The sequence below is a fragment of the Shewanella aestuarii genome, from assembly GCF_014647215.1.
Classification (GTDB): domain Bacteria; phylum Pseudomonadota; class Gammaproteobacteria; order Enterobacterales; family Shewanellaceae; genus Shewanella; species Shewanella aestuarii.
On the sequence record NZ_BMOT01000006.1, the window covers coordinates 31,588 to 51,803 of the forward strand.

17 protein-coding genes are annotated in these 20,216 nt (G+C 40.6%); 3 read left to right on the forward strand and 14 right to left on the reverse strand.

Annotation, left to right across the window (positions count from 1 at the left end):
• Positions 1–120 precede the first annotated feature (120 nt).
• Positions 121–1,644, reverse strand: a complete 1,524-nt coding sequence (locus IEY03_RS10080) for a tryptophan halogenase family protein (protein ID WP_188841249.1) — start codon at positions 1,642–1,644, stop codon at positions 121–123.
• A gap of 77 nt (positions 1,645–1,721) precedes the next feature.
• Positions 1,722–4,322 (reverse strand): TonB-dependent receptor, encoded by a 2,601-nt coding sequence (locus IEY03_RS10085; RefSeq protein ID WP_188841250.1) that lies wholly within the window; start codon positions 4,320–4,322, stop codon positions 1,722–1,724.
• A gap of 395 nt (positions 4,323–4,717) precedes the next feature.
• Here IEY03_RS10085 and IEY03_RS10090 point away from each other — a divergent pair, with 395 nt between their 5' ends.
• Positions 4,718–5,737 (forward strand): LacI family DNA-binding transcriptional regulator, encoded by a 1,020-nt coding sequence (locus IEY03_RS10090; protein ID WP_188841251.1) that lies wholly within the window; start codon positions 4,718–4,720, stop codon positions 5,735–5,737.
• A 66-nt stretch (positions 5,738–5,803) separates the two neighbouring features.
• On the opposite strand, the gene IEY03_RS10095 is transcribed toward IEY03_RS10090, so the two are convergent.
• Positions 5,804–7,090: an NAD(P)/FAD-dependent oxidoreductase gene (locus tag IEY03_RS10095; protein ID WP_188841252.1), complete on the reverse strand. Its 1,287-nt coding sequence runs from the start codon at positions 7,088–7,090 to the stop codon at positions 5,804–5,806.
• A gap of 85 nt (positions 7,091–7,175) precedes the next feature.
• Entirely contained in the window at positions 7,176–7,514 is a 339-nt protein-coding gene (gene glnB, locus IEY03_RS10100) for a nitrogen regulatory protein P-II (protein ID WP_188841253.1), read from the reverse strand.
• Between the two features lie 237 nt (positions 7,515–7,751).
• Between glnB and IEY03_RS10105 the strand changes: the two genes are divergently transcribed.
• A complete protein-coding gene (locus tag IEY03_RS10105) occupies positions 7,752–8,273 on the forward strand; it encodes a GspH/FimT family pseudopilin (RefSeq protein ID WP_188841254.1) in 522 nt (173 codons plus the stop codon).
• A gap of 90 nt (positions 8,274–8,363) precedes the next feature.
• Positions 8,364–8,888, forward strand: coding sequence for a GspH/FimT family pseudopilin (locus tag IEY03_RS10110; protein WP_188841255.1), 525 nt, complete (start codon positions 8,364–8,366; stop codon positions 8,886–8,888).
• A gap of 39 nt (positions 8,889–8,927) precedes the next feature.
• On the opposite strand, the gene IEY03_RS10115 is transcribed toward IEY03_RS10110, so the two are convergent.
• From IEY03_RS10115 to ileS, 10 genes are all read right to left on the reverse strand, one after another.
• Positions 8,928–9,236 carry a TapY2 family type IVa secretion system protein gene (locus IEY03_RS10115; RefSeq protein ID WP_229778277.1) on the reverse strand — a complete coding sequence of 103 codons (309 nt, stop codon included), beginning with the start codon at positions 9,234–9,236 and terminating at the stop codon, positions 8,928–8,930.
• Complete coding sequence (locus tag IEY03_RS10120) at positions 9,236–9,625, reverse strand: type IV pilin protein (protein ID WP_188841256.1); 390 nt, start codon at positions 9,623–9,625, stop codon at positions 9,236–9,238. Before IEY03_RS10120 ends, IEY03_RS10115 begins: the two co-directional genes overlap by 1 nt.
• 3 nt (positions 9,626–9,628) lie before the next feature.
• Positions 9,629–13,189 (reverse strand): pilus assembly protein, encoded by a 3,561-nt coding sequence (locus IEY03_RS10125; RefSeq protein WP_188841257.1) that lies wholly within the window; start codon positions 13,187–13,189, stop codon positions 9,629–9,631.
• A gap of 2 nt (positions 13,190–13,191) precedes the next feature.
• Positions 13,192–13,623 (reverse strand): pilus assembly PilX family protein, encoded by a 432-nt coding sequence (locus IEY03_RS10130; protein WP_188841573.1) that lies wholly within the window; start codon positions 13,621–13,623, stop codon positions 13,192–13,194.
• A gap of 37 nt (positions 13,624–13,660) precedes the next feature.
• On the reverse strand, positions 13,661–14,629 hold the full coding sequence (locus IEY03_RS10135; RefSeq protein ID WP_188841258.1) for a PilW family protein: 969 nt from the start codon (positions 14,627–14,629) through the stop codon (positions 13,661–13,663).
• Between the two features lie 9 nt (positions 14,630–14,638).
• Entirely contained in the window at positions 14,639–15,187 is a 549-nt protein-coding gene (gene pilV, locus IEY03_RS10140) for a type IV pilus modification protein PilV (protein ID WP_188841259.1), read from the reverse strand.
• 259 nt (positions 15,188–15,446) lie between these two features.
• Entirely contained in the window at positions 15,447–16,406 is a 960-nt protein-coding gene (gene ispH / locus IEY03_RS10145; protein ID WP_188841260.1) for a 4-hydroxy-3-methylbut-2-enyl diphosphate reductase, read from the reverse strand.
• 9 nt (positions 16,407–16,415) lie between these two features.
• A complete protein-coding gene (gene fkpB / locus IEY03_RS10150; RefSeq protein WP_264727320.1) occupies positions 16,416–16,859 on the reverse strand; it encodes an FKBP-type peptidyl-prolyl cis-trans isomerase in 444 nt (147 codons plus the stop codon).
• Positions 16,856–17,374: a signal peptidase II gene (lspA, locus tag IEY03_RS10155; RefSeq protein ID WP_188841261.1), complete on the reverse strand. Its 519-nt coding sequence runs from the start codon at positions 17,372–17,374 to the stop codon at positions 16,856–16,858. The genes fkpB and lspA overlap by 4 nt, the downstream gene beginning before the upstream one ends.
• A 12-nt stretch (positions 17,375–17,386) precedes the next feature.
• Positions 17,387–20,209 carry an isoleucine--tRNA ligase gene (ileS, locus tag IEY03_RS10160; RefSeq protein ID WP_188841577.1) on the reverse strand — a complete coding sequence of 941 codons (2,823 nt, stop codon included), beginning with the start codon at positions 20,207–20,209 and terminating at the stop codon, positions 17,387–17,389.
• Positions 20,210–20,216: the final 7 nt, after the last annotated feature.

Consider the following 20,216-nt stretch of genomic DNA (forward strand, 5'->3'; position numbering starts at 1 on the left):
GTGATTAAAATAAAATTAGTACTTGAAACTACCAAGTTACCCAGCTTTTTCAAGTGGCAACTTGGCATATTGCTATTACTGAACATCAATAGCTTAAATAACCATCAAAAATGGTTGAAATCATACTTTTTGCAAACCGAACTGATGGATTTTTTGCAATAATTCACGGTGAGATGGCAGCTGTTTACATAACAACTGTGCTCGCTGTTCAATCTTATTCGCATGCTTCTGTGCTTCTGCTAACGATTTAGCGTTGGTATGAGGCGCTTTAGTGCCATACTTCATGCCATAAAGCACATAGAGATAGTTTTCAACATTAAAGACTTCAAATTTTGAAAATAAATCCTCGCTCATGGGGACATATTCCTTCCACAATGCAAGTTTGTTGTGCAATCCCTCGGGGATAGTTTTCGAGTCTCTATTGTCTATCCAAAAAGCTGAATCACTGCGATCCGAAAGACAATAATGCATTTTGGCAAACTCTACTACTCGCTCCCAGGCATAGGTCATGGTTTGGTTAAATCGTTCAGATAACCCAGCCATTTGTTCAGTATTAGTAGGGAAACGATTAGCTAAATACCCTGCTGCAAAATCAGTTAGCATGATAGACGTTGCTTCAATTGGCTCTAAAAATCCTTGAGCCAAGCCTAAAGCGACACAATTTTTAGCCCAAAATTGTTTACGATATCCGACATGCATTGGAATAGTACGATATGAGTATTCCGATAAGCGACCATCTAAATAACGGTTTAACTTTTGCTCTGCTTGCTCATCTTGCAAGTGAGCATTTGAATAAACAAGTCCAATACCTCGCCGAGAAGATAATGCGATATCCCAAATCCACCCCGCCTGATGAGCAGTGGCTCTGGTATAGGGTGGGATAATCGCATCTGGTTCGGTAGGCACTTGCACAACAATCGCTTTATTAACCAATAGCTGCTGAGATTTATCCACAAAAGGAACCTTCAATGCTTTAGCTAATAAAATAGATTCAAAACCACTGCAGTCGATGTAAAAATCAAACTTTTGCTGCCCCATATTATCCAGTATCAATGAATCTATACTGCCATCGAGGTGTAACTTCGTTGCTACAACATTGGCTTTTATGTGGTTAACTGCAAATTTTTGTCGTGCATTATCAGCCAACAATAGTGCAAACTTTGCGGCATTCAAATGATAAGCATAACCTTGAATAGCCTGATATTCAGGCGTTGTTATCAACTTAGGAGCAAGGTTAGCTTCACACACCGCATGCTGGCTTGATACTAAATCAGCATAAGTCTTGGTTGAGCCTTGAAGCCAAAAATCAGATAAGTCATCACCCATTGGGCTTGGAGGGTCAAACAGGTGATGATAATAATTATTAGAGCCATGTATGTGCTTATCGAGCCAGTTTTGAAACTTAATCGATTGCTTGAACGTGACATCACAACGCTTGATAAACTCAGTTTCACTAATACCGAAGCTTTGCAGTGTCTTACGAATGGCCGGTACAGTGCCCTCACCCACCCCTATGGTTGGAATATCAGGAGATTCAATTAAGGTAATTGACACATTCTTATCAAGTAATGCTTTACCAAGATGATTAGCGGCTAACCAACCTGCTGTACCACCGCCAATAATAGCAACTTTTTGAATATTCATACGACCACCTTTGAATATAATAAAAAGCCCAGCATAGGCTGGGCTTTAAGGCATATCAATTAAAAAATTGATTCAAATTAGAAGCGTAGGTTTAAACCAACCTTGTAACGCGCTTCACCTTCAAAGCTCCATGCTGGGTAACCATTTTTAAGCTCAGGCTTAACGTCGGCTCCATCTGGTGCAACACCTAACTGTACGCTGTCTTCTTCAAGTAAGTTAACAACTTCAAACGTCACACCTAAGTATTCAGTGATGTTGTAGTTAGCACTTAAGTCAACAGTACCAAATGCTTGATGCTCACGGTTACCGTAGAAACCTGGTAATTCGCGGATCATGTATTCACTACGCCAGTTGTATGCAACACGAGCAGAGAAATCATCCATTTCATAGAAGCCCACTAAGTTAACAGTGTGCTTAGATGAGTCAGAGAATACACTCACTTGATCTGGGTAGTTTTCTGCATCAGCATCTGAATCAGCGAAAGTATAGTTAGCGGCATAACCTAAACCATTTTCGAATGCATCTTGTAACTGAAGTTCAATACCTTGGATTTGACCACCAGTACCGTTCTTCTTAGTTGACACTGTCCACTCATCAACACCTGAGTTAGGGTCGATGATACCAATGCTTTGATCTAAAATCTGTGCAGAGGTAATGAACGAGCTGATGTCTTTAATAAAGTAAGAGGCACCAAATAATCCGTCTGGACTGAAGTACCACTCAACACCTAAATCAGCTTGAGTTGCTTTAAATGGTTTTAGACCAACATTACCAGTATTTAATACTTCATTACCTACAGTACCGTCGTTGTAACCCGCTAATGATGATGCCGAGAACATATCACCGTAGTTAGGACGAGAAATAACTTGCGAAGCCGAAGTACGAATAATCACGTCTGATGCAACATCAAATGCGATGTTGATGCTTGGTAATACATCACTGTAGCTTTCTTGATTCGTGCTTAACTCATCTGCATAAGTGCCGTCAGCTTGAAGCTTATAAAAATCTGATTCAGCGTCTGTAGAAATATAACGTAAACCAAAGTTACCACGCATACCTTCAGCATCGAAGTTAGCCATACCGTAAACTGACAAGTTCTTCTCGTTAATTGTGCCATAACCTGACTTATAAACAGTACCGTCAGTTGAGAAGCCGTCAATTGCAGCAAATGCATCAGCTAGCATTGCGTCCATATTAGGTTTAGGTAGTGTGAAACCTGCGCCAGAAGAAACTTGACCGTTATAATAAGCTGAAGCATCTTTTTCTGTCACAGAAGCTTTTACATTAGCAGGCAAGGTCAATTGAGTGACGTCGTGGTCAGCATAACGTAAACCAGTTTTGAATGAAGTGATAACACCTAAATCAACTGGTACAGTGAAATCAAACTGTGCATACGTTTCTTCATCTGAGTTTGGTTGGCTTTTCAGTGCCCAACCCGCTGGTGAAAGTTGACCACCGAAATCTTCAGCTGTGAAGTTTTTGTTAGCGATATTAATATCAATCACTTCACCTGTAGCATCATAAGTGCCAGCGTAATCAGCAGCAGTACCTAACCAGAAACCGTAGTTAGAAGTTAAATCAGTACCACCTTCAGATTTGGTATTACCTACACGACCTTCTACTTTGAAGTTTTCTGCTTCATAGTCGAAGTTTAGGTCATAGGTATTTGAATCCATGCTTGCTTGACGAGCCCAAGTTTGCGCCCAACCTGGATTAGCACCTTTACCGTCACGACGGTAGAAAGTACAAGTACCAGATGAATTACGTTGTTCACATGCTGCATCTTTATCATCAGGGAACATCACAAATAAAGACGTGTTAGCATTGTTCGCTTTCATGTCTAAGCTCATGATGTTTAAACCGAAGTTTAAGTTATCCATTGGGCTGTATTGGAATGCACCGTTAATAGCAGTACGCTTACGCTCTTGTTCGAATGTAGTAGGAACGATTTCGCCCCAACCTAATAAAGATTCGATACCGTTACGTTGATAATTTGTTTCTGAACCTGCTGCAGAGATTAGGAAACCAAAGTTTTCATCATCATTTTTCCAGCTGTAAAGGCCAGATAATTCAGGATCAGTCTCTTCTGAAATTGTACCGTAGTCACCTTTAACACTTAAGAATGTTGAATTAGCATCCAAGTCTAATGGCTTACGAGTTTTAACGATTACAGTACCACCAACACCACCTTCCGGTAAGTCAGCTTGAGATGATTTGTAAATCTCGATACCACCAACCATTTCTGGTGGTAATAAAGAATAATTGAAGCTACGGTCAATTCCTTGTTGGTCGTACCAACCTGTAGAAGCTACAGAGTGTCCGTTCAACAAAGTACGAGTTAAGCTGCTTGATGCACCACGAATCGATACACCTTGTCCTTGACCAAATTGACGATTAACAGCAACACCAGGAATACGAGCTAAAGATTCACCTACGTCACCGTCAGGGAACTTACCAATGTCTTCTGCAGTCACTGCATCAACAACGGCATTTGAAAAACGCTTCTCGTTTACAGAAGCTTTCATTGATGCACGCATGCCGCGTACTTCAATTTTTTCAATATTTTCATCAGCAGCAGTTGCTTCATCGGCAGCATAAGCGCCAACAGATACAACACTGCCAAGTAGGATTGCGATGTTAGTCGCTAGTACATTTTTCTTAAAGGTAGATGGTCGCATCTTTGTTCCCCTTCCATAACTTTATTATCGTTTTTGAGTTCATAACCATTCCGACGGAATGACAACGCTGTCATGTCTAGAGCAAACATTACACAAAAATTAACAGCCACGCCACAACAAAATAACTATTTGCAGTTTTTTTTTACGTCTTATTTCTGTACTTTATCAACAATTATGATAATAAAACCATATAAAACATAGAGGTAAATAATGTAAATACCTTGTAAACATTGTTGTGATCGTCAAAAAAATCCAGCTGATCCTACCTGTTAAAAAATTGATGATTGCCTATTTTTTTAAAAACTCGCACTATTACCCGATTAATAACCCATTAAAGCGATCGATTACGGGGGATCAATTAATTGGGTTTCGCCTGAAGAAGAGCTAATTTTTAAATGAAAGTAACCATAAATGACGTTGCCAAATATGCTGGCGTGTCGATAAAAACGGTATCTAGGGTCACCAATAAAGAACCCTCGGTAAAACAAGCCACAATTGATAAAGTCAATCAAGCTATCGCTGCGTTGAATTATCAGCCCAATTTGGCTGCTCGAAACCTTGCCAGTACTAGCTCTTATGTTATCGGGTTTATATACGACAACCCGAATGCTTACTATATTATTGATATGCAAAATGGCATTTTATCTGCGTGCAATGATCGTGGCTTTGAGCTACTGATCCACCCTTGTAATGCTAAATCGGAGTCCATTTGCGATGAGCTCACTGCAATGGTAAAGCATTCAAGGTTAGCAGGATTAGTGCTTACGCCTCCCATGTCAGAAGACCCCAACATTTTGGCCGCGTTAGATAAGATAAACGCCAATTATGTGCGGATTATTGCCGGTGAAAACACTGACAAAAATAAAGGCTTAACTGTACTAGTAAACGATAAACACGGTGCGGTTGAAATCACTCAGCACTTGATCAGCCTTGGCCACCAGCATATTGGTTTTTTAAGTGGTGACCATCAACATGAATCGACAAAAGAACGCTTACTTGGTTTTAGAAAAGCTATTGAAAATAACAAGTTAACGGTAAATGAAAATTGGGTGCTAGACGGGAAATATTCATTTGAATCAGGTGTAGAAGGGGCCAATAAACTGATCGCGATGAAAAACCGTCCATCGGCTATTGTGGCTTGTAACGACGAAATTGCAGCGGGTGCATTGTTTGCTGCGCGTTTAGCGGGGCTTGATATCCCTAAAGATTTATCTATTGTTGGATTCGAAGATAGCCCATTTTCACGTCAAACATGGCCAAAGTTAACGACGGTTCACCAACCGAATGTTGAAATTGCACAGATAGCGACTCAACTATTGATCAATAAACATAAAGATCAAGGTGATGAAAAATTCAAAATCTTTACGCCGAATCCGGTCATACGAGATTCATCCGCATCGCCATATACCAATTAATGATGAAACCCTCATAAAAAAACGTCTCAATTTAGAGACGTTTTTTGTTTATGGTATGGGTTAACTTTAATGCAGTTTAAGTTTTGGCCTTTTCCAAAGAAGCATTTTTTGTGCAAGGCGATAAACGAACGCAGACATCCAACCATATAAACTAATTAGGTGACGTTGATACAGAGAAATATACATAATACGTGCAAGGTGACCTTCAACAAAAAATGTTCCAGTACGTAAGTTCCCCATCAAATTTCCTACAGCAGAAAAACGGCTTAAAGAAACTAATGAACCATAATCTTTATAAATAAAGGTTTTTTCAGGTTGATGCTTCATTTTTAAACAGATGTTTTTAAATAATGTTTCGGCCATCTGCGCAGCAGCTTGCGCCCTTGGAGGAACAGGTTTACCGTTCTCTTGAATGAGCTGTGCACAATCACCAAGTGCATAGATATTATCAATCCCTTTCACTTTCATATATTGATCAACTTCAATTTGATTACGTGAAGTAATGGGTAATGCGGTAAAATGCTCTAGTATTTTGGGGCCTTTAACCCCAGCAGCCCAAACCTTGATATTGGCATTAATCATTTCACCACTGGAGGTAATAAAACCTTGTTTAGTGACTTCTTTTACTTGCACAGCTAGATGTAATTTAATGCCTAATTTGGATAATACAGCCTGCGCTCGAAAACTCACTTGTTCTGGTAACTGAGGTAATACTTTATCAGCGGCTTCTATCAGATGTATTTCTAAATGTTGTTTTGAAATATTGCTATAGCCATATTCGGCAACCGACTCGATTACATGATGTAACTCAGCGGCAAGTTCAACGCCCGTGGCTCCCGCACCAACAATGCCAATACTCAATTTGTCTTGTGTTTCATTTAGTTGCAATAAAGCATCTAACAGCTTGTCATGAAAACGATTTGCACTATTTAAACTGTCCAAAAAAATACAATTTTGATCCGCACCGAGTGTATTAAAACTATTAGATACGCCCCCAAGAGCTAGTACCAAATAATCATAATTAATGGTTCTTGGAGGAATAATCACTTCATGTTCATCGTTAATAACTGCAGCTAACTGAATTGTGTTGGTTTGTGGATCGCATTGCGCAATACTGCCTCGCACATATTGATAGCCATTTTTTAAGCCATGGTCTCGATATTGTAAACCTTCTATAGATTGGTCAATAATACCCACAGCGACTTCATGCAATTTAGGTTTCCAGATATGAACTGTGTTTTTATCAATCAAACAAACATCCATTTGTTTACTGAGTCCAAACTTACGACCTAACCGAGACGCTAACGCTAAACCTGCCGCGCCGCCACCAACAATGACAACCTTTTCTGCCATGACAACAACCCTTTGAATTACACAACTTAAATAGACAAGGTTTTTACAAAATAAAGCCAATAAAAAAGGCCATAAAGGCCTTATTTTATACCGCTTCTTCGTTTTCTTCGCCGGTACGTATCCGTATCACGCGTTCTACTTCAGTGACAAATATTTTCCCGTCACCAATTTTTCCTGTTCTGGCGGTATCAACAATTACATCTATTGCTTGCTCTAAAAGATCATCTTGGATCACTAATTCAATTTTCACCTTAGGCAGAAAATCAACCATGTATTCTGCACCGCGATAAAGTTCTGTGTGACCTTTTTGACGACCAAACCCCTTTACTTCAGATACTGTCATGCCAGTAATACCGATCTCTGCGAGTGATTCACGCACATCATCTAACTTAAATGGCTTAATAATGGCTTCTACTTTTTTCATTTAATCACTCCTAAAAGGGCTAAACAGGCGAATTAACTTGCCTAAGATGATGTAACTTTTAAAGTTTATGGTAACAAATTGCAACTGTTCAATATCTTACTTTAAAGCCGGTTAATTTTCTGCAGCAATTTGAACTTATTTTAAAACCGTCTTTTCAGTTAAAAACCTAATCTTTGACTATAATTTATACAACTGCTGCTGGATGCGGCTCTAAAGTTTTCAAGGATGATTAATACAATGAACTTAATTCGCCACCATTATGGGTTCAATTTTGTTGAACTAATGACCACAATAACCATTACCAGCTTGTTATCTGTCATTGCATTCCCATCTTTTAAGGCTATTCAGCTGCAATTAAGGGTGGATAGCAATATAAGAACCATTCAACACTCAATGCAATTTGCCAGAAACATGGCGATCAGTTATGGCACCAGAGTAACAGTATGCCCCCTTGAGCAAGGGAAGTGCGGTAACAATTGGCAAGCTGGTTTTTCAATCTTCAGCGATACTGGTGTCATGAATCAATTAGATGCCCAAGACATCATTTTACAAGAAATTAACCCATTTCATTCTCAAGATATCATTCAATATAATCGACGTGCGCTAAGGTTTCAGCCAGATGGACTTGCGTCTGGTACAAATGGGACTCTCACCTATTGTCCAGAAACGTTTGATAGCCCTTATTCTGAAGCACTAATAATTAATCAAGCCGGACGGGTCAGATTTTCGACAAAGAAAAACATTGCATGCACTCCTTAATCTTTTATAAGTTTTATTGAAAAGCAATAAATCACTGAATTTATACTGTCACTTGGTTATACTAAATCAATATAACCAAGGATAATAAAAATGAAAAATATATCTCATGGCTTCACATTGGTTGAGTTAATGGTAACGGTTGTAGTTGCTGGAATACTATTGACAGTTGGAGTCCCTTCTCTGGTCTCTATGTATGAAGGAAACCGCGCCAGAAGTGCTATCAGCAATATAGAGTCAACCATGTTATTTGCTCGTAGCCAAGCAGTAAGTTATGGAAGCCGTGTTTCTGTGTGCCCATTTAACGGTTCTAGCTGTGATGCTGACTGGACAAAGGGATTTAGTGTATTTATAGATAACGGAGCTTTAGGTACTTTAGATGCCACTAATGGTATTCAAGATACGGTATTGAGAACAGTAGATGGCGTTAACAATAAGGATTTTATCAAATCAACTCAATCTCGTTATACCTTTAATGCGGATGGATTAGTACATTTAGCGAGTGGAGGTACTTTAGTTTACTGTGCAGGTGACAAGAGTAACCCTGACTCCCGCGGTATTACCATTGGTGTATCAGGAAGAATTTCAGCTATAGAAACTGCAGTAAACTGTAACTAAATAAGTTTAAGCTACCGTTTACTGCTTTGATTTATATCATTATCGAACTGTTTTGCTATCCAAATCTTTTGCGCTTTTAGATTTAAATTTTTCATCTAAAATGGCACATTCGACTACATCTTTAATATAAACATCTTTAGAGTTTGCATCTTTATACTTGGTTGCCGGCAACTTTGCTTGCATAAGTTGGATTGTAGAGGTTTTCCATTTATAAAATGTAATGTCAAAGCCGTTAGTTGTTTCGATGTAACATTTATAATCTACCATTTCATCAGCCTGAACATTCGCTACAGATGCGAATAGTCCAAGCGATATCATTAACATGATTTTGGTTTTCATTGAGTTCATTACCAACACTCCTTAGGTGATTTTACGCCCGCAGCATCCAATGAAATAGTTAAACAGGCGCTGTCTCGTGTTGCCTGAGCCCCCTTAGCCTTAGCGGTGGCAGTAAAAACACCTCCTGCGACAGTAGCATCAACTTCATAAAATGTATTATCCACCACCCAAGGATCAGCATTGAACCCTAACTTAGTCATATCGGCAGTGTAACTTTTATGATCTAAGTAATACTGTTCTTGCTTGTTGGCAACATTCATGAGGCCCGCTAAGCCATCTGCTCTTGCGCCTTTAGTGACGAAATCGATGTAACTTGGGTATGCAATAGATGCTAATATTCCAACAATAACGACGGCTATCATCACTTCAATTAAGGTAAAACCACGATTATTCTTCATTCACTACTCATCTATATGATAATAAATTTTATTAACGCCTGGTCCACAGCCAACAATGATGTTTCCTCCACCTCCTGAAGTACATCCGGCCTCTAAACCTGGTGCTATTTCCATTTTTGATCCTGCTGCACCAATACCGATTAAATACATATAGCTATTACCATCATCATTAGGTGGGATAACTAATTGAGGCGTATCGGGAACTCTTTCACCCATCTCATAAAATTTTTCCGCATAAGAATACGTTCCTTTGTGTAAATTAAAGCCGTAAAGACGCCCCTGACCAGAAACTAAACATTGGTTGGATGATGACGTATCACCCGGCACATATGAGGTGAAGAAAACCTTACCTTTGATTATTGCAGCAGCTGCTAAAGACTTTTCACCAGAATCAGTAAACCGATAATACCAACCACGCTTAGTACCAAAGACTAAATTTTCAGCCTCAGTTTTAGGTGATGACGCTGTGATGTCATATAACTTGTCTATAGTCAGGGCTTCAGGCACTGGGTTTCCGCTAGATGAAGCGAATGATTTACTTGCAACATTGCGATCTTGAAGGGTAAAAAACATATCCGAACGGTTCTTATCCGAAGGATGTGGCCTATTACCGGTTCCAATAACAACCGCATCATAAGGTACATTCTGATAGGTTTTAATTGTTTTCGTGCCGCTACCATCAGTCACTTGAACTTCAGAAATATTAGTGAATACAGTTTGTGCAACTGCAGCCTCAGCGAAAAATCGACGGTCTGTCGCTTTAGAGTTACCGCCTAAGCTGGCAAACTTAAAAGCTGACCATTCTGACGTTTTTGCACTTGGAAGATCAAAACGCCAGACATTAGCCCCTGTATCAGTGGCATAAATTCTGTCAGTTAATTTATCACCATTACTATCAAGTATGGCGACGCTGTTTGGAATACTGTCAACGATACCGGGTATTGCTGTCGAACCAGTGCCCGATGAGGGTAGAAATGAATGTAATAACTTTCCAGTTTCGGCATCAAGAATAAACACTCCGCGTCCGCTAGTGTCATCACTGCCTACCTCAGGGCCATCTTTTGTTGCAGGAACGTAGCCTGCGCCAACAATAATGACTGGTTTAGCATTGTCTTTATTAGTTGAGCCAACAGGCCAGTTTGGAATATACGTTACAACAGGCTCAGACCAAGTTTGCCCCATTTCTGACATACCTAGATCATCTGCACTTTTTTTCCATAAAAACTTCGGTGAATCAGGATTAGTAATATCTAAGGCATAATAAGATTTGCCCCCACGACGCATCCCCATAAATAACCAAGCTTTTTCAATGCCCGATGCCCCGGTCTTAACATGCGCAACGGGAGAACTATCGAGCCCGTATACTGAATGCACACCACTTGGCACGTTAGCACGAAGCGGACGAATGTTCGGTAATAACTCATATGGCATAAATGCCCATGACTCAGTGACGCTGTCGCCAGCATCTTTAAACATATGTAAAAAACCAGCATTAGTACCAACGAGTACACGTAAATCAGGACTAGATTTGCTGCCAAAGTTGATAGCTAAAGGTTTTGAATGTAATGGGTCTCCCATTACATCTTTACGCATAGTAGTGGGTCCACCAGCATCAGAGTCGACATCCTTACCTGTCGCCCAGGTAAAGTAACTTTCTAACTGGCTGGTATCTACGCCCATGTATGACGCAAGTTGCGTATCTCCACCGGCATAGATTGACGCGTTATTCTTTGAAAACGCTGCTAGACCACCACCGCTTGCAAAATTGCCGTATAAAGTTCGCTTGCTAGTTGTACTTAGCATATGAGCAACGCCACCGATTGTTACATCGTTACCGTCACCACCATCACTTGAAGCTTGGCACACGCTGCTTGGTGTCCAGAATGAACAAGCTGATGACTTTAGATTCCCATCAGAACCTATGGCATTAGCTCCTTTTTTATCAACAATATCGCCACTACCTGTTACCTTAAACTTTTTCATGTTGCCCATCCAACGAGGACCTTGGTTTGGAACAAACATGGCATAATAGACTGAATCAAATGTTTGGGTTCTATCAAAGTTGTTACTGGCAATTGAAGGTGATGTGAAACTGGCATTCACCTCTAATATTTTAGTAAACACTTTTTGCAGTGCAGAGCTTAATTCTGTCGCGCTTTTTGCTGCAAAATATTGTCCACCACCTAATTCTGCAGTCTTAGTTAATAACTGAGCAGCATCATCAGCGCCATCACTAAATCCAATGGTAAAGGTAGATACATTTTGATCCTCCGCCAGATTCGAATTCACATCATTATTGTTCATCCAGCCAGCTAAATTAGGTAGATAACTTGTAAACTCAGGTTTTATATTCTTAAAACCAACAGTATCGACGTTAGGTAGAGTTTTTATTAACGTATTGGCGTTGCTGTCTAATGTAGGCACACCATCGGTAATATAAACCACATACGCTCTGTTTTGACATTCTTTAAATGGCGAAATGTAGTTAGAGCCATTTTCAATTGAAGTGTCCCTTGGCGGTTTATTTGGGGTGTAACTATAACCAGACGGTTTTTTATCTTTATTACCAAAAGTAACCGACTTGCCTGAGAAATATCGATAAGACTCGTATAACGTTTCACACAAGGGAGTATTGGTTTGCGGATCTAAACCTGAAATGGTATTTAATAAATCAATTTTATTCGCTTCTGACATGGTTTTAATGCCCGAAATAATTCGACCTCCGTCAGCATCCCCTTCATCAAAAGCATTAATGTTAAAAATTGCTAAACCGAAATCGACACTAGGGGTTGTCACAATGGTGTTTTTAATGACTTCCTTTGCAATGTCGATACGGCTTTTGGGTTCGATGACTTTTGGGCCATGATACCAACGCAAGTAATTATCTGAATATAAAGTGATAGCTTGCCCCGTACCAAAGCCCGTTTGCTTAGCTTTAACCAACGCTGCATCGATTTCACTTTGGCTCGAGCTGGAGTCAACAACAGAGTATCTTTGAGGTTTTTGTTTTGTTCCTAAACTGTCTACAGGAAAACCACTCGGTTGATCTTTCGCATTACGCCACTTTTTATTATCTATGTCATCAAAGCAGTCTATCACCTCAATGTTAGCACCATTGTTGTCAGGAACTTCTTTCCAAGTACCATTTTGACCTGAAAAGGAATACTCACGAAAGAATCCTGTAAACACCCCGTATTTATTTAAATATTCCCATGATGTTTCACAACCATTAATATCGCCTAAAAAACGACGACTTTCTGATGGACTATCAGGAACTGGAAGCGAGGTATTATCTATCCCCCCTTTTGTGAAATAGACCATTCTTTCTTGCAATGAATTATCACTGCCCACAGCTGGGTAGGTGACAGATGGGTCATAACCCGCTTCTGCACTATTCTCGATAGTTCTCATTGAACCTGAGTTATCAAAAATAATCAGTACCTGTGGTCTAGAGCCCGTGCGGGCTGTCGATTCGAATACATATAATTCTGTATCATCAGCGAAACTAGAAGCCGAAAATCCCACAACGGCGAAAAGGGCTGATATTAGTAAATATCTAAACATGATTAGCTCCCAGTTAACACTTCTTGCTCGATACCGGATACCACGGTAACTCGCCCTAATTGACTACGGCCAAATGCTGCTGCACTTGATATTTCAACACGTCGACACTGTATTACACTTGGATCTGTAGCTTCAGGATCACGAGCGCAATTAACATCATAATTGACTAACGGTGTCATGGTGTTAGTTACACCAAGTGCGAGATCATTTTGAACGCTCACTGCAGCCATATTGGCCAGTGTCTCACCCTCATTTGCGATAATGACTTTATCTTGAGCCCCTTGCGCAGCCAGCATTGCCTCTATGCGCTCCGAGCCGGCACCAGCCATGCGTAAGGATTGAGTAGCATTAACCGCTAAAGCAACTCCAATTACTGTCATAATCACCAAAATAATGAGTGAAAAAAATAACACTATACCTTGCTGTTTTTGTATTGAAATTTGCATTTATATTACCTTAATAGCAATAATTCTATATTAATCTTGGGTTTTCTAATACGACCGTTGTTGTCACTACTTTTCTTCGATAATTATCATTGAGTGGACCAATCGTTTTGTCGCCCAATTTATAGGTAACGTCGTTAGTATAGCTATTATCTTTATCTGCAGTTCGAACGAGTAAAAACAGCCTCAGAGAAACTATACGCGGAAGTCGCGGCTCTCCCTGGACCGGTATAGGACTATCCCACACAGAAGAAGTGACATTTTGTACTGGTATAAAACTATCAGCTGTACCATCAGTATTTGAATCCAAACCATACAGCACACGCATATTTTCAATACCTTCCACTAGTTGCTCATCGTTCTTCATACCATTGCCAATCGAAAGTGTTCGGCGTTTTAACACTGGGATATCGCCATCATTCTCAATATAATAAATGTGATGTTGATATTCCCAAATGCGACTATTAATTAAAGGCGGTGGCACTCCACTGCCATCAAATATCACTAGTGCACTTTGTTCTGTCGCGGCATAGTAACGAGTATTGTTCATATTTGCGGCTAAAACCGAAGGCCCTATTAAGCGTTTAAGTTGAATTACATCAGTACCATTTGTAGGAGTTATACAGCTAAACCCCTTACCGCTGACACCCGCCTCATATCCCCAAAGAAATCTAAAGTTGGATGGTTGGTTATTGGGGAAACTGGCATTATTTAACCCGTCTCCAACACAATCATTAGCAACTGCAGTAGCAGAAACTGTAAAGACTTCCCCATTAGAATCACCAATAAAACTTAGCTGACTTAAATCCCGTTCCATAATAGCCAAAGCAATACGGCCATTTTCTTGAAGTTGATTAAAATGACTGGTTGTACTGACATTGCTTGATGACATGCTAAACATCGCAAAAAGGCCAGCTGTTAAAAACAAACTGATCACCATTGCGACCATTAATTCTACAAGTGATAATCCTACTTGATATTTAAACAATTTTGTCATCATTTTACCTTACATGATGGCCGTATTTATAATGAGTGCGCGTCGTCTATCACTTGAAGTGCCGCAGCCTTTAGCAAAACTACTGGCATCACTTAGTCCATCGGAAGAAGCGCTAATTCCTCGCCATGTCATTACAACAGTAACATTCATTCCGCTTACGTTTATACATGCCGTCGCTGAATCTAATCCACCAACACGGTCCCCGGCTACTTTTTCATTGTCGCCAAGAAACAGTTGCTGCCATTGGTAGAGATCCCACAAACGCGTTTCAATGCGACTGCAAATACTATTTCCACCAATAGCGACATCACAAGCTTTACTTGGTGCAGCGGAAGCTCCTGTGTAGGTACCCGCATAATTGACTAACTCGGGACGATTCATGCGCATACGATTAACAATATCATTGGCATAATATGACGCTTGAGTTTGCTGGAAAGACTCAAAGCTGCCTCTTTTGGCGACAATGTGTAGATTAAAAATGCCAATAAGGCCTATCACCAGAATAACCAGTGAGACCATGACTTCAATCAGAGAGAATCCTTTGACTTTAGCTTGCATGTGTCAAGCCTTCGACAATCGTCATTATTTTGACCTCGAAATTAACGTTTTAAGCTTAAAAATCTATAACTTATACCGTATGTATAGAGAAATAATTCTAACTTACAAGTTGGTAACAATCTAGCTTAATCTGTTTACGTTTCCGTAAAGCCATTATTAATACCAACTATACTCCGATTAAATTTTAAGCACAAAAAAACCCGTAACTGAAAAGCTACGGGTTTATTGAGTACAGTATGACTGAGAAAAAGCGATTACGCTACCTTAACTCAGCAGGTACGGCAAAAACGATATCTTCTTTGCGCCCTTCCACCTCAGTGATCACGCTAGGCGCATGGTCAGCAATCGCATTAACCACTTGCTGAACCAATACTTCTGGCGCAGAAGCCCCAGCTGTCACAGCTACTTTAGTGACACCTTTAAACCATGATGGCTCAACATCAGCGGCAGTATCCACTAAATAAGCCTGGGTACCGGTTTTCTGCGCTAATTCACGTAATCGATTTGAATTGGAGCTATTTTTAGAGCCAACAACAATGAGTAAATCAACTTGCTCAGAGAGCTGTCTCACCGCATCTTGGCGGTTTTGTGTCGCATAACAAATATCATCTTTACGCGGCCCCTCAATAGATGGGAAGCGTGCCTGTAATGCTGCAATAATGTCTAGCGTGTCATCAACAGATAATGTTGTTTGAGTAACAAAGCATAAATTGTCAGGATTCTTAACCTCTAAGGCATTAACATCTTCAGGCGATTCAATTAAATAAACCCCACCTTCATCATTGTCATATTGCCCCATGGTCCCCTCAACTTCAGGATGACCTTCATGACCAATCAAGATGCACTCAATACCTTTGCGACTGGCTCGAGTCACTTGTAGATGCACTTTAGTCACTAATGGACACGTGGCATCAAATACTTTTAAACCACGAGTTTTCGCTTCTTTTCTTACTGCCTGTGAAACACCGTGGGCACTAAAAATAACAATTGAATTGTCTGGTACCTGATGTAACTCTTCAACAAAAATTGCACCGCGATCTTTTAAGTTTTGCACCACATAACGGTTGTGAACCACCTCATGACGAACATAAATGGGTGGTTCAAATAGCTCTAATGCACGTTCAACAATACTAATAGCACGATCAACACCCGCACAAAAACCTCGAGGATTGGCTAATAAAATATTGAGTTCTGCAGAAGTAGGATCAACTTTTAACATGGTTAATGTTTACTCCGTGATGACTTTGACAACGTCCAATTCAAAAGTGACTTTACGTCCAGCTAATGGATGATTTAAGTCTACAGTGATTGAATCACCTAGTGTTTCACGCACAATCCCTGGAATTTCACTTCCACCAGGGCCTGCAAAACTGACAATGACGCCAGGCTCTAATTTCATGTCTGCAGGAAAACGACTACGGTCCATATGGTGAATCGCATCTGGATTTGACTCACCAAAGGCATCTTTGGCCTCAAGGGTAAAAGTATGCTTATCGCCAGCAACTAAATTAATAATCTGTGCTTCCAAAGCTGGACTTAAACTTTGATCACCGATATTTAATCTTGCGGGCTTACCCGAAGCTTTAGTGCTATCCGCAGTCGAACCATCTTCAAGTATGATATTCATATGACATACAATTGAGTGAATATCTGGCTTATTTAAATCGGTCACTTTGGCTGCTCCTGCTCTTCATTTACCACATCTGGCTTAAATGCTTCCCAAATAATCAGTATGGCACCAATAAAAATGGCTGAATCGGCAATGTTAAATGCTGGGTAATGACTGGTTTTCCAATAAAAGTCGATAAAATCGACAACAAACCCATGCATCAAACGATCAACTAGGTTGCCTAATGCCCCACCGATTACCAATGTGTAAGCAAGGTTAGTACGCAACATTTGATGTGATTGCTTTCTCAACCAGATGGTCAGTAATGTACTAAACCCTATAGCCACAACAGCAAAAAACCATCTCTGCCAGCCGCCTGCCTCACTTAAAAAGCTAAATGCAGCACCGTAATTTCGGACATATGTGAAATTAAAAAACGGCAATAGCTGAATGGAGTCATATAACTCAAAATTATTCAGTACCCATTGTTTAGATAGCTGATCTGCAATAAATACAAATACAGCTACCCAATACCAACGCAAGCCACTGTCTTTCCAAGTTAATGGAACAGTACTCATAGAATTATACCCTTATGCAAACTCGCGTTTTTCGCCGTCACCTTCAATATTGGTCACACAGCGTTGACACAATGTTGGGTGAGCTTCAATGGTGCTAACTTCTTCGCGGTGATGCCAGCAACGTTCACACTTTTGCGCATCGCTTTTGGCCACAACTAATTTAAGGCTGGCAAGTTCTGTCACTACTGCATCTGTGGGCGCATCAGCTAAAGGTGCAACAACCGCTTTAGAGGTTAATAATACAAAGCGAAGTTCATCATCTAATTTAGCTAACTCTGCCATTAGCTCTGTATCAGCAAATAGAGTGACTTCTGCTTCTAATGAACCACCAATACGTTTATCTCGACGGGCTTGTTCAATCACTTTGTTAACTTCATTGCGAACCGTTAGCAACTTTTGCCAATACTCATCGCTCAAATCTGATTCAAGCGTTACGGATTGCAAACCTTGGTACCATTCTTCAGTAAACACATATTTTTCACGTTTACCTGGTAATAACTGCCACACTTCATCCGCAGTAAAGCTTAAAATGGGGGTGATCCAACGGACCATAGCTTCAGCAATGTGGAATAAAGCCGACTGACAACTGCGACGCGCATTACCATCTTGCTTAGCGGTATATTGGCGGTCCTTAATAATATCTAAGTAGAATGCACCCAGTTCAACAGAGCAGAACTGCATTAACTTTTGAGTCACTAAATGGAAGTTATATTGATCGTATGCTGCAATAATTTCATTTTGTAACGCATCTGCACGGCGCATAACCCAACGATCTAATGCCACCATATCTTCTGGCGCAACCATATCGGTCTCAGGGTTAAAGCCATTCAAGTTGGCCAATAAGAAACGAGCGGTATTGCGAATGCGTCGATATGCATCGGCACTACGATTAAGGATTTCATCTGAAACGGTCATTTCACCACTATAATCGGTGGCTGCAACCCACAAGCGCAGGATATCTGCACCAAGTTTGTTGGTGACTTGCAGTGGCGCTATCACGTTACCGACAGACTTAGACATTTTGCGGCCTTTACCATCTACGGTAAACCCGTGTGTAAGCACTTGTTTATAAGGCGCTTTGCCATTCATAGCCGTTGAAATCATCAGTGATGACATAAACCAACCACGATGTTGATCACTGCCCTCAAGGTATAAATCAACTTCATGACCTTGGAATTCAGGACGTGATGCTACAACCGATGAGAATGTAGAACCAGAGTCGTACCATACATCTAGCGTGTCTGTTACTTTGCGGTATTGAGACGCTTCTTCACCGAGTAGTTCAGACTCATCTAAATCCCACCAAGCTTGAATCCCCTGTTGTTCAATACGGTGGGCGATACGCTCCATTAATGCAACGCTATCTGGGTGTAACTCTTCGGTTTCTCGGTGTACAAATAAGGTGATTGGTACGCCCCAAGTACGTTGGCGTGAAATACACCAGTCTGGACGGTTCTCAACCATTTTCTCAATACGGCTTTGGCCCCAGTCAGGTACCCACTGAGTTTTTTCAATTTCAGCTAATGCTTGTGAACGTAAGCCTTTGTTGTCCATCGAAATGAACCACTGTGGCGTGGCACGGAAAATGATTGGGGTTTTGTGACGCCAGCAATGTGGATAGCTATGACGATAAGCGACATGGTTCAGTAATGCGCCTTTCTCTTTTAAAAGTGCCACCACGTTATCATTGGCTTTAAACACATGTTGGCCAGCAAAGAACTCAGTGTCAGGCTTATATACACCGTTATCACCAACTGGGTTTGCGACTTCTAAATCATATTTCTGACCCACAACAAAGTCGTCTTGACCATGTCCTGGAGCGGTATGAACAATACCTGTACCTGCATCTGTGGTAACATGATCACCTAAAATTGCGGGCACATCAAAACTTAAAAAAGGATGTTTAAAGCGCGTTAATTCAAGTTCTGCACCTTTGATTTCACCAATAATGGTATGAGAATCAAATGCAAAACGTTCAACGCATGACTCAACTAACACCCTGCCTAATATAACCGCTGCCGTTACACCCTCTTTAGTGTATTCCACTAAGCTGTAATCTAAATCTGGGCTAAGAGACAACGCACGGTTAGCTGGCAATGTCCATGGTGTGGTTGTCCAGATAACCATAGAAACAGGATAAGCGTAATTTTCAACACCAAACTTAGCCGCAATAGCAGTGCTGTCGGTTGCTTCGAAAGCCACATCGATTGCAGGTGACGTTTTATCTTCGTATTCAACTTCTGCTTCAGCTAACGCTGAACCACAATCGGTACACCAGTGCACCGGCTTAACACCTTTATGCAAATGGCCACTGTCGATAACTTTTGCTAGTGAGCGAACAATGTTGGCTTCAGTGCTGAAGTCCATAGTCAGATATGGATTATGCCAATCACCTAAAACCCCTAAGCGGATGAAGTCATCACGTTGGCCATCAACCTGAATAGCTGCATACTTACGGCACTCTTCACGAAACTCTGCAGCAGAAATTTTCTGTCCAGGCTTGCCAACTTTTTGCTCAACTTTCAGTTCAATAGGTAAACCGTGGCAATCCCATCCTGGGATATAAGGCGCGTCAAAACCTGACATGGTTTTAGACTTGATAATAATGTCTTTTAGGATTTTATTAACTGAGTGACCAATATGAATACTGCCATTCGCATATGGAGGGCCATCGTGCAAAATAAACGGTTTACGACCCGTTCTATTTTCACGAATGTGTTGATACAGCCCATCTTGCGTCCAGCGATTTAACATTTCTGGCTCGCGATTAGCTAAGTTACCACGCATCGGAAATTCAGTTTCCGGCAAATTCAAAGTCAGTTTATAGTCGCTCATTGATCCC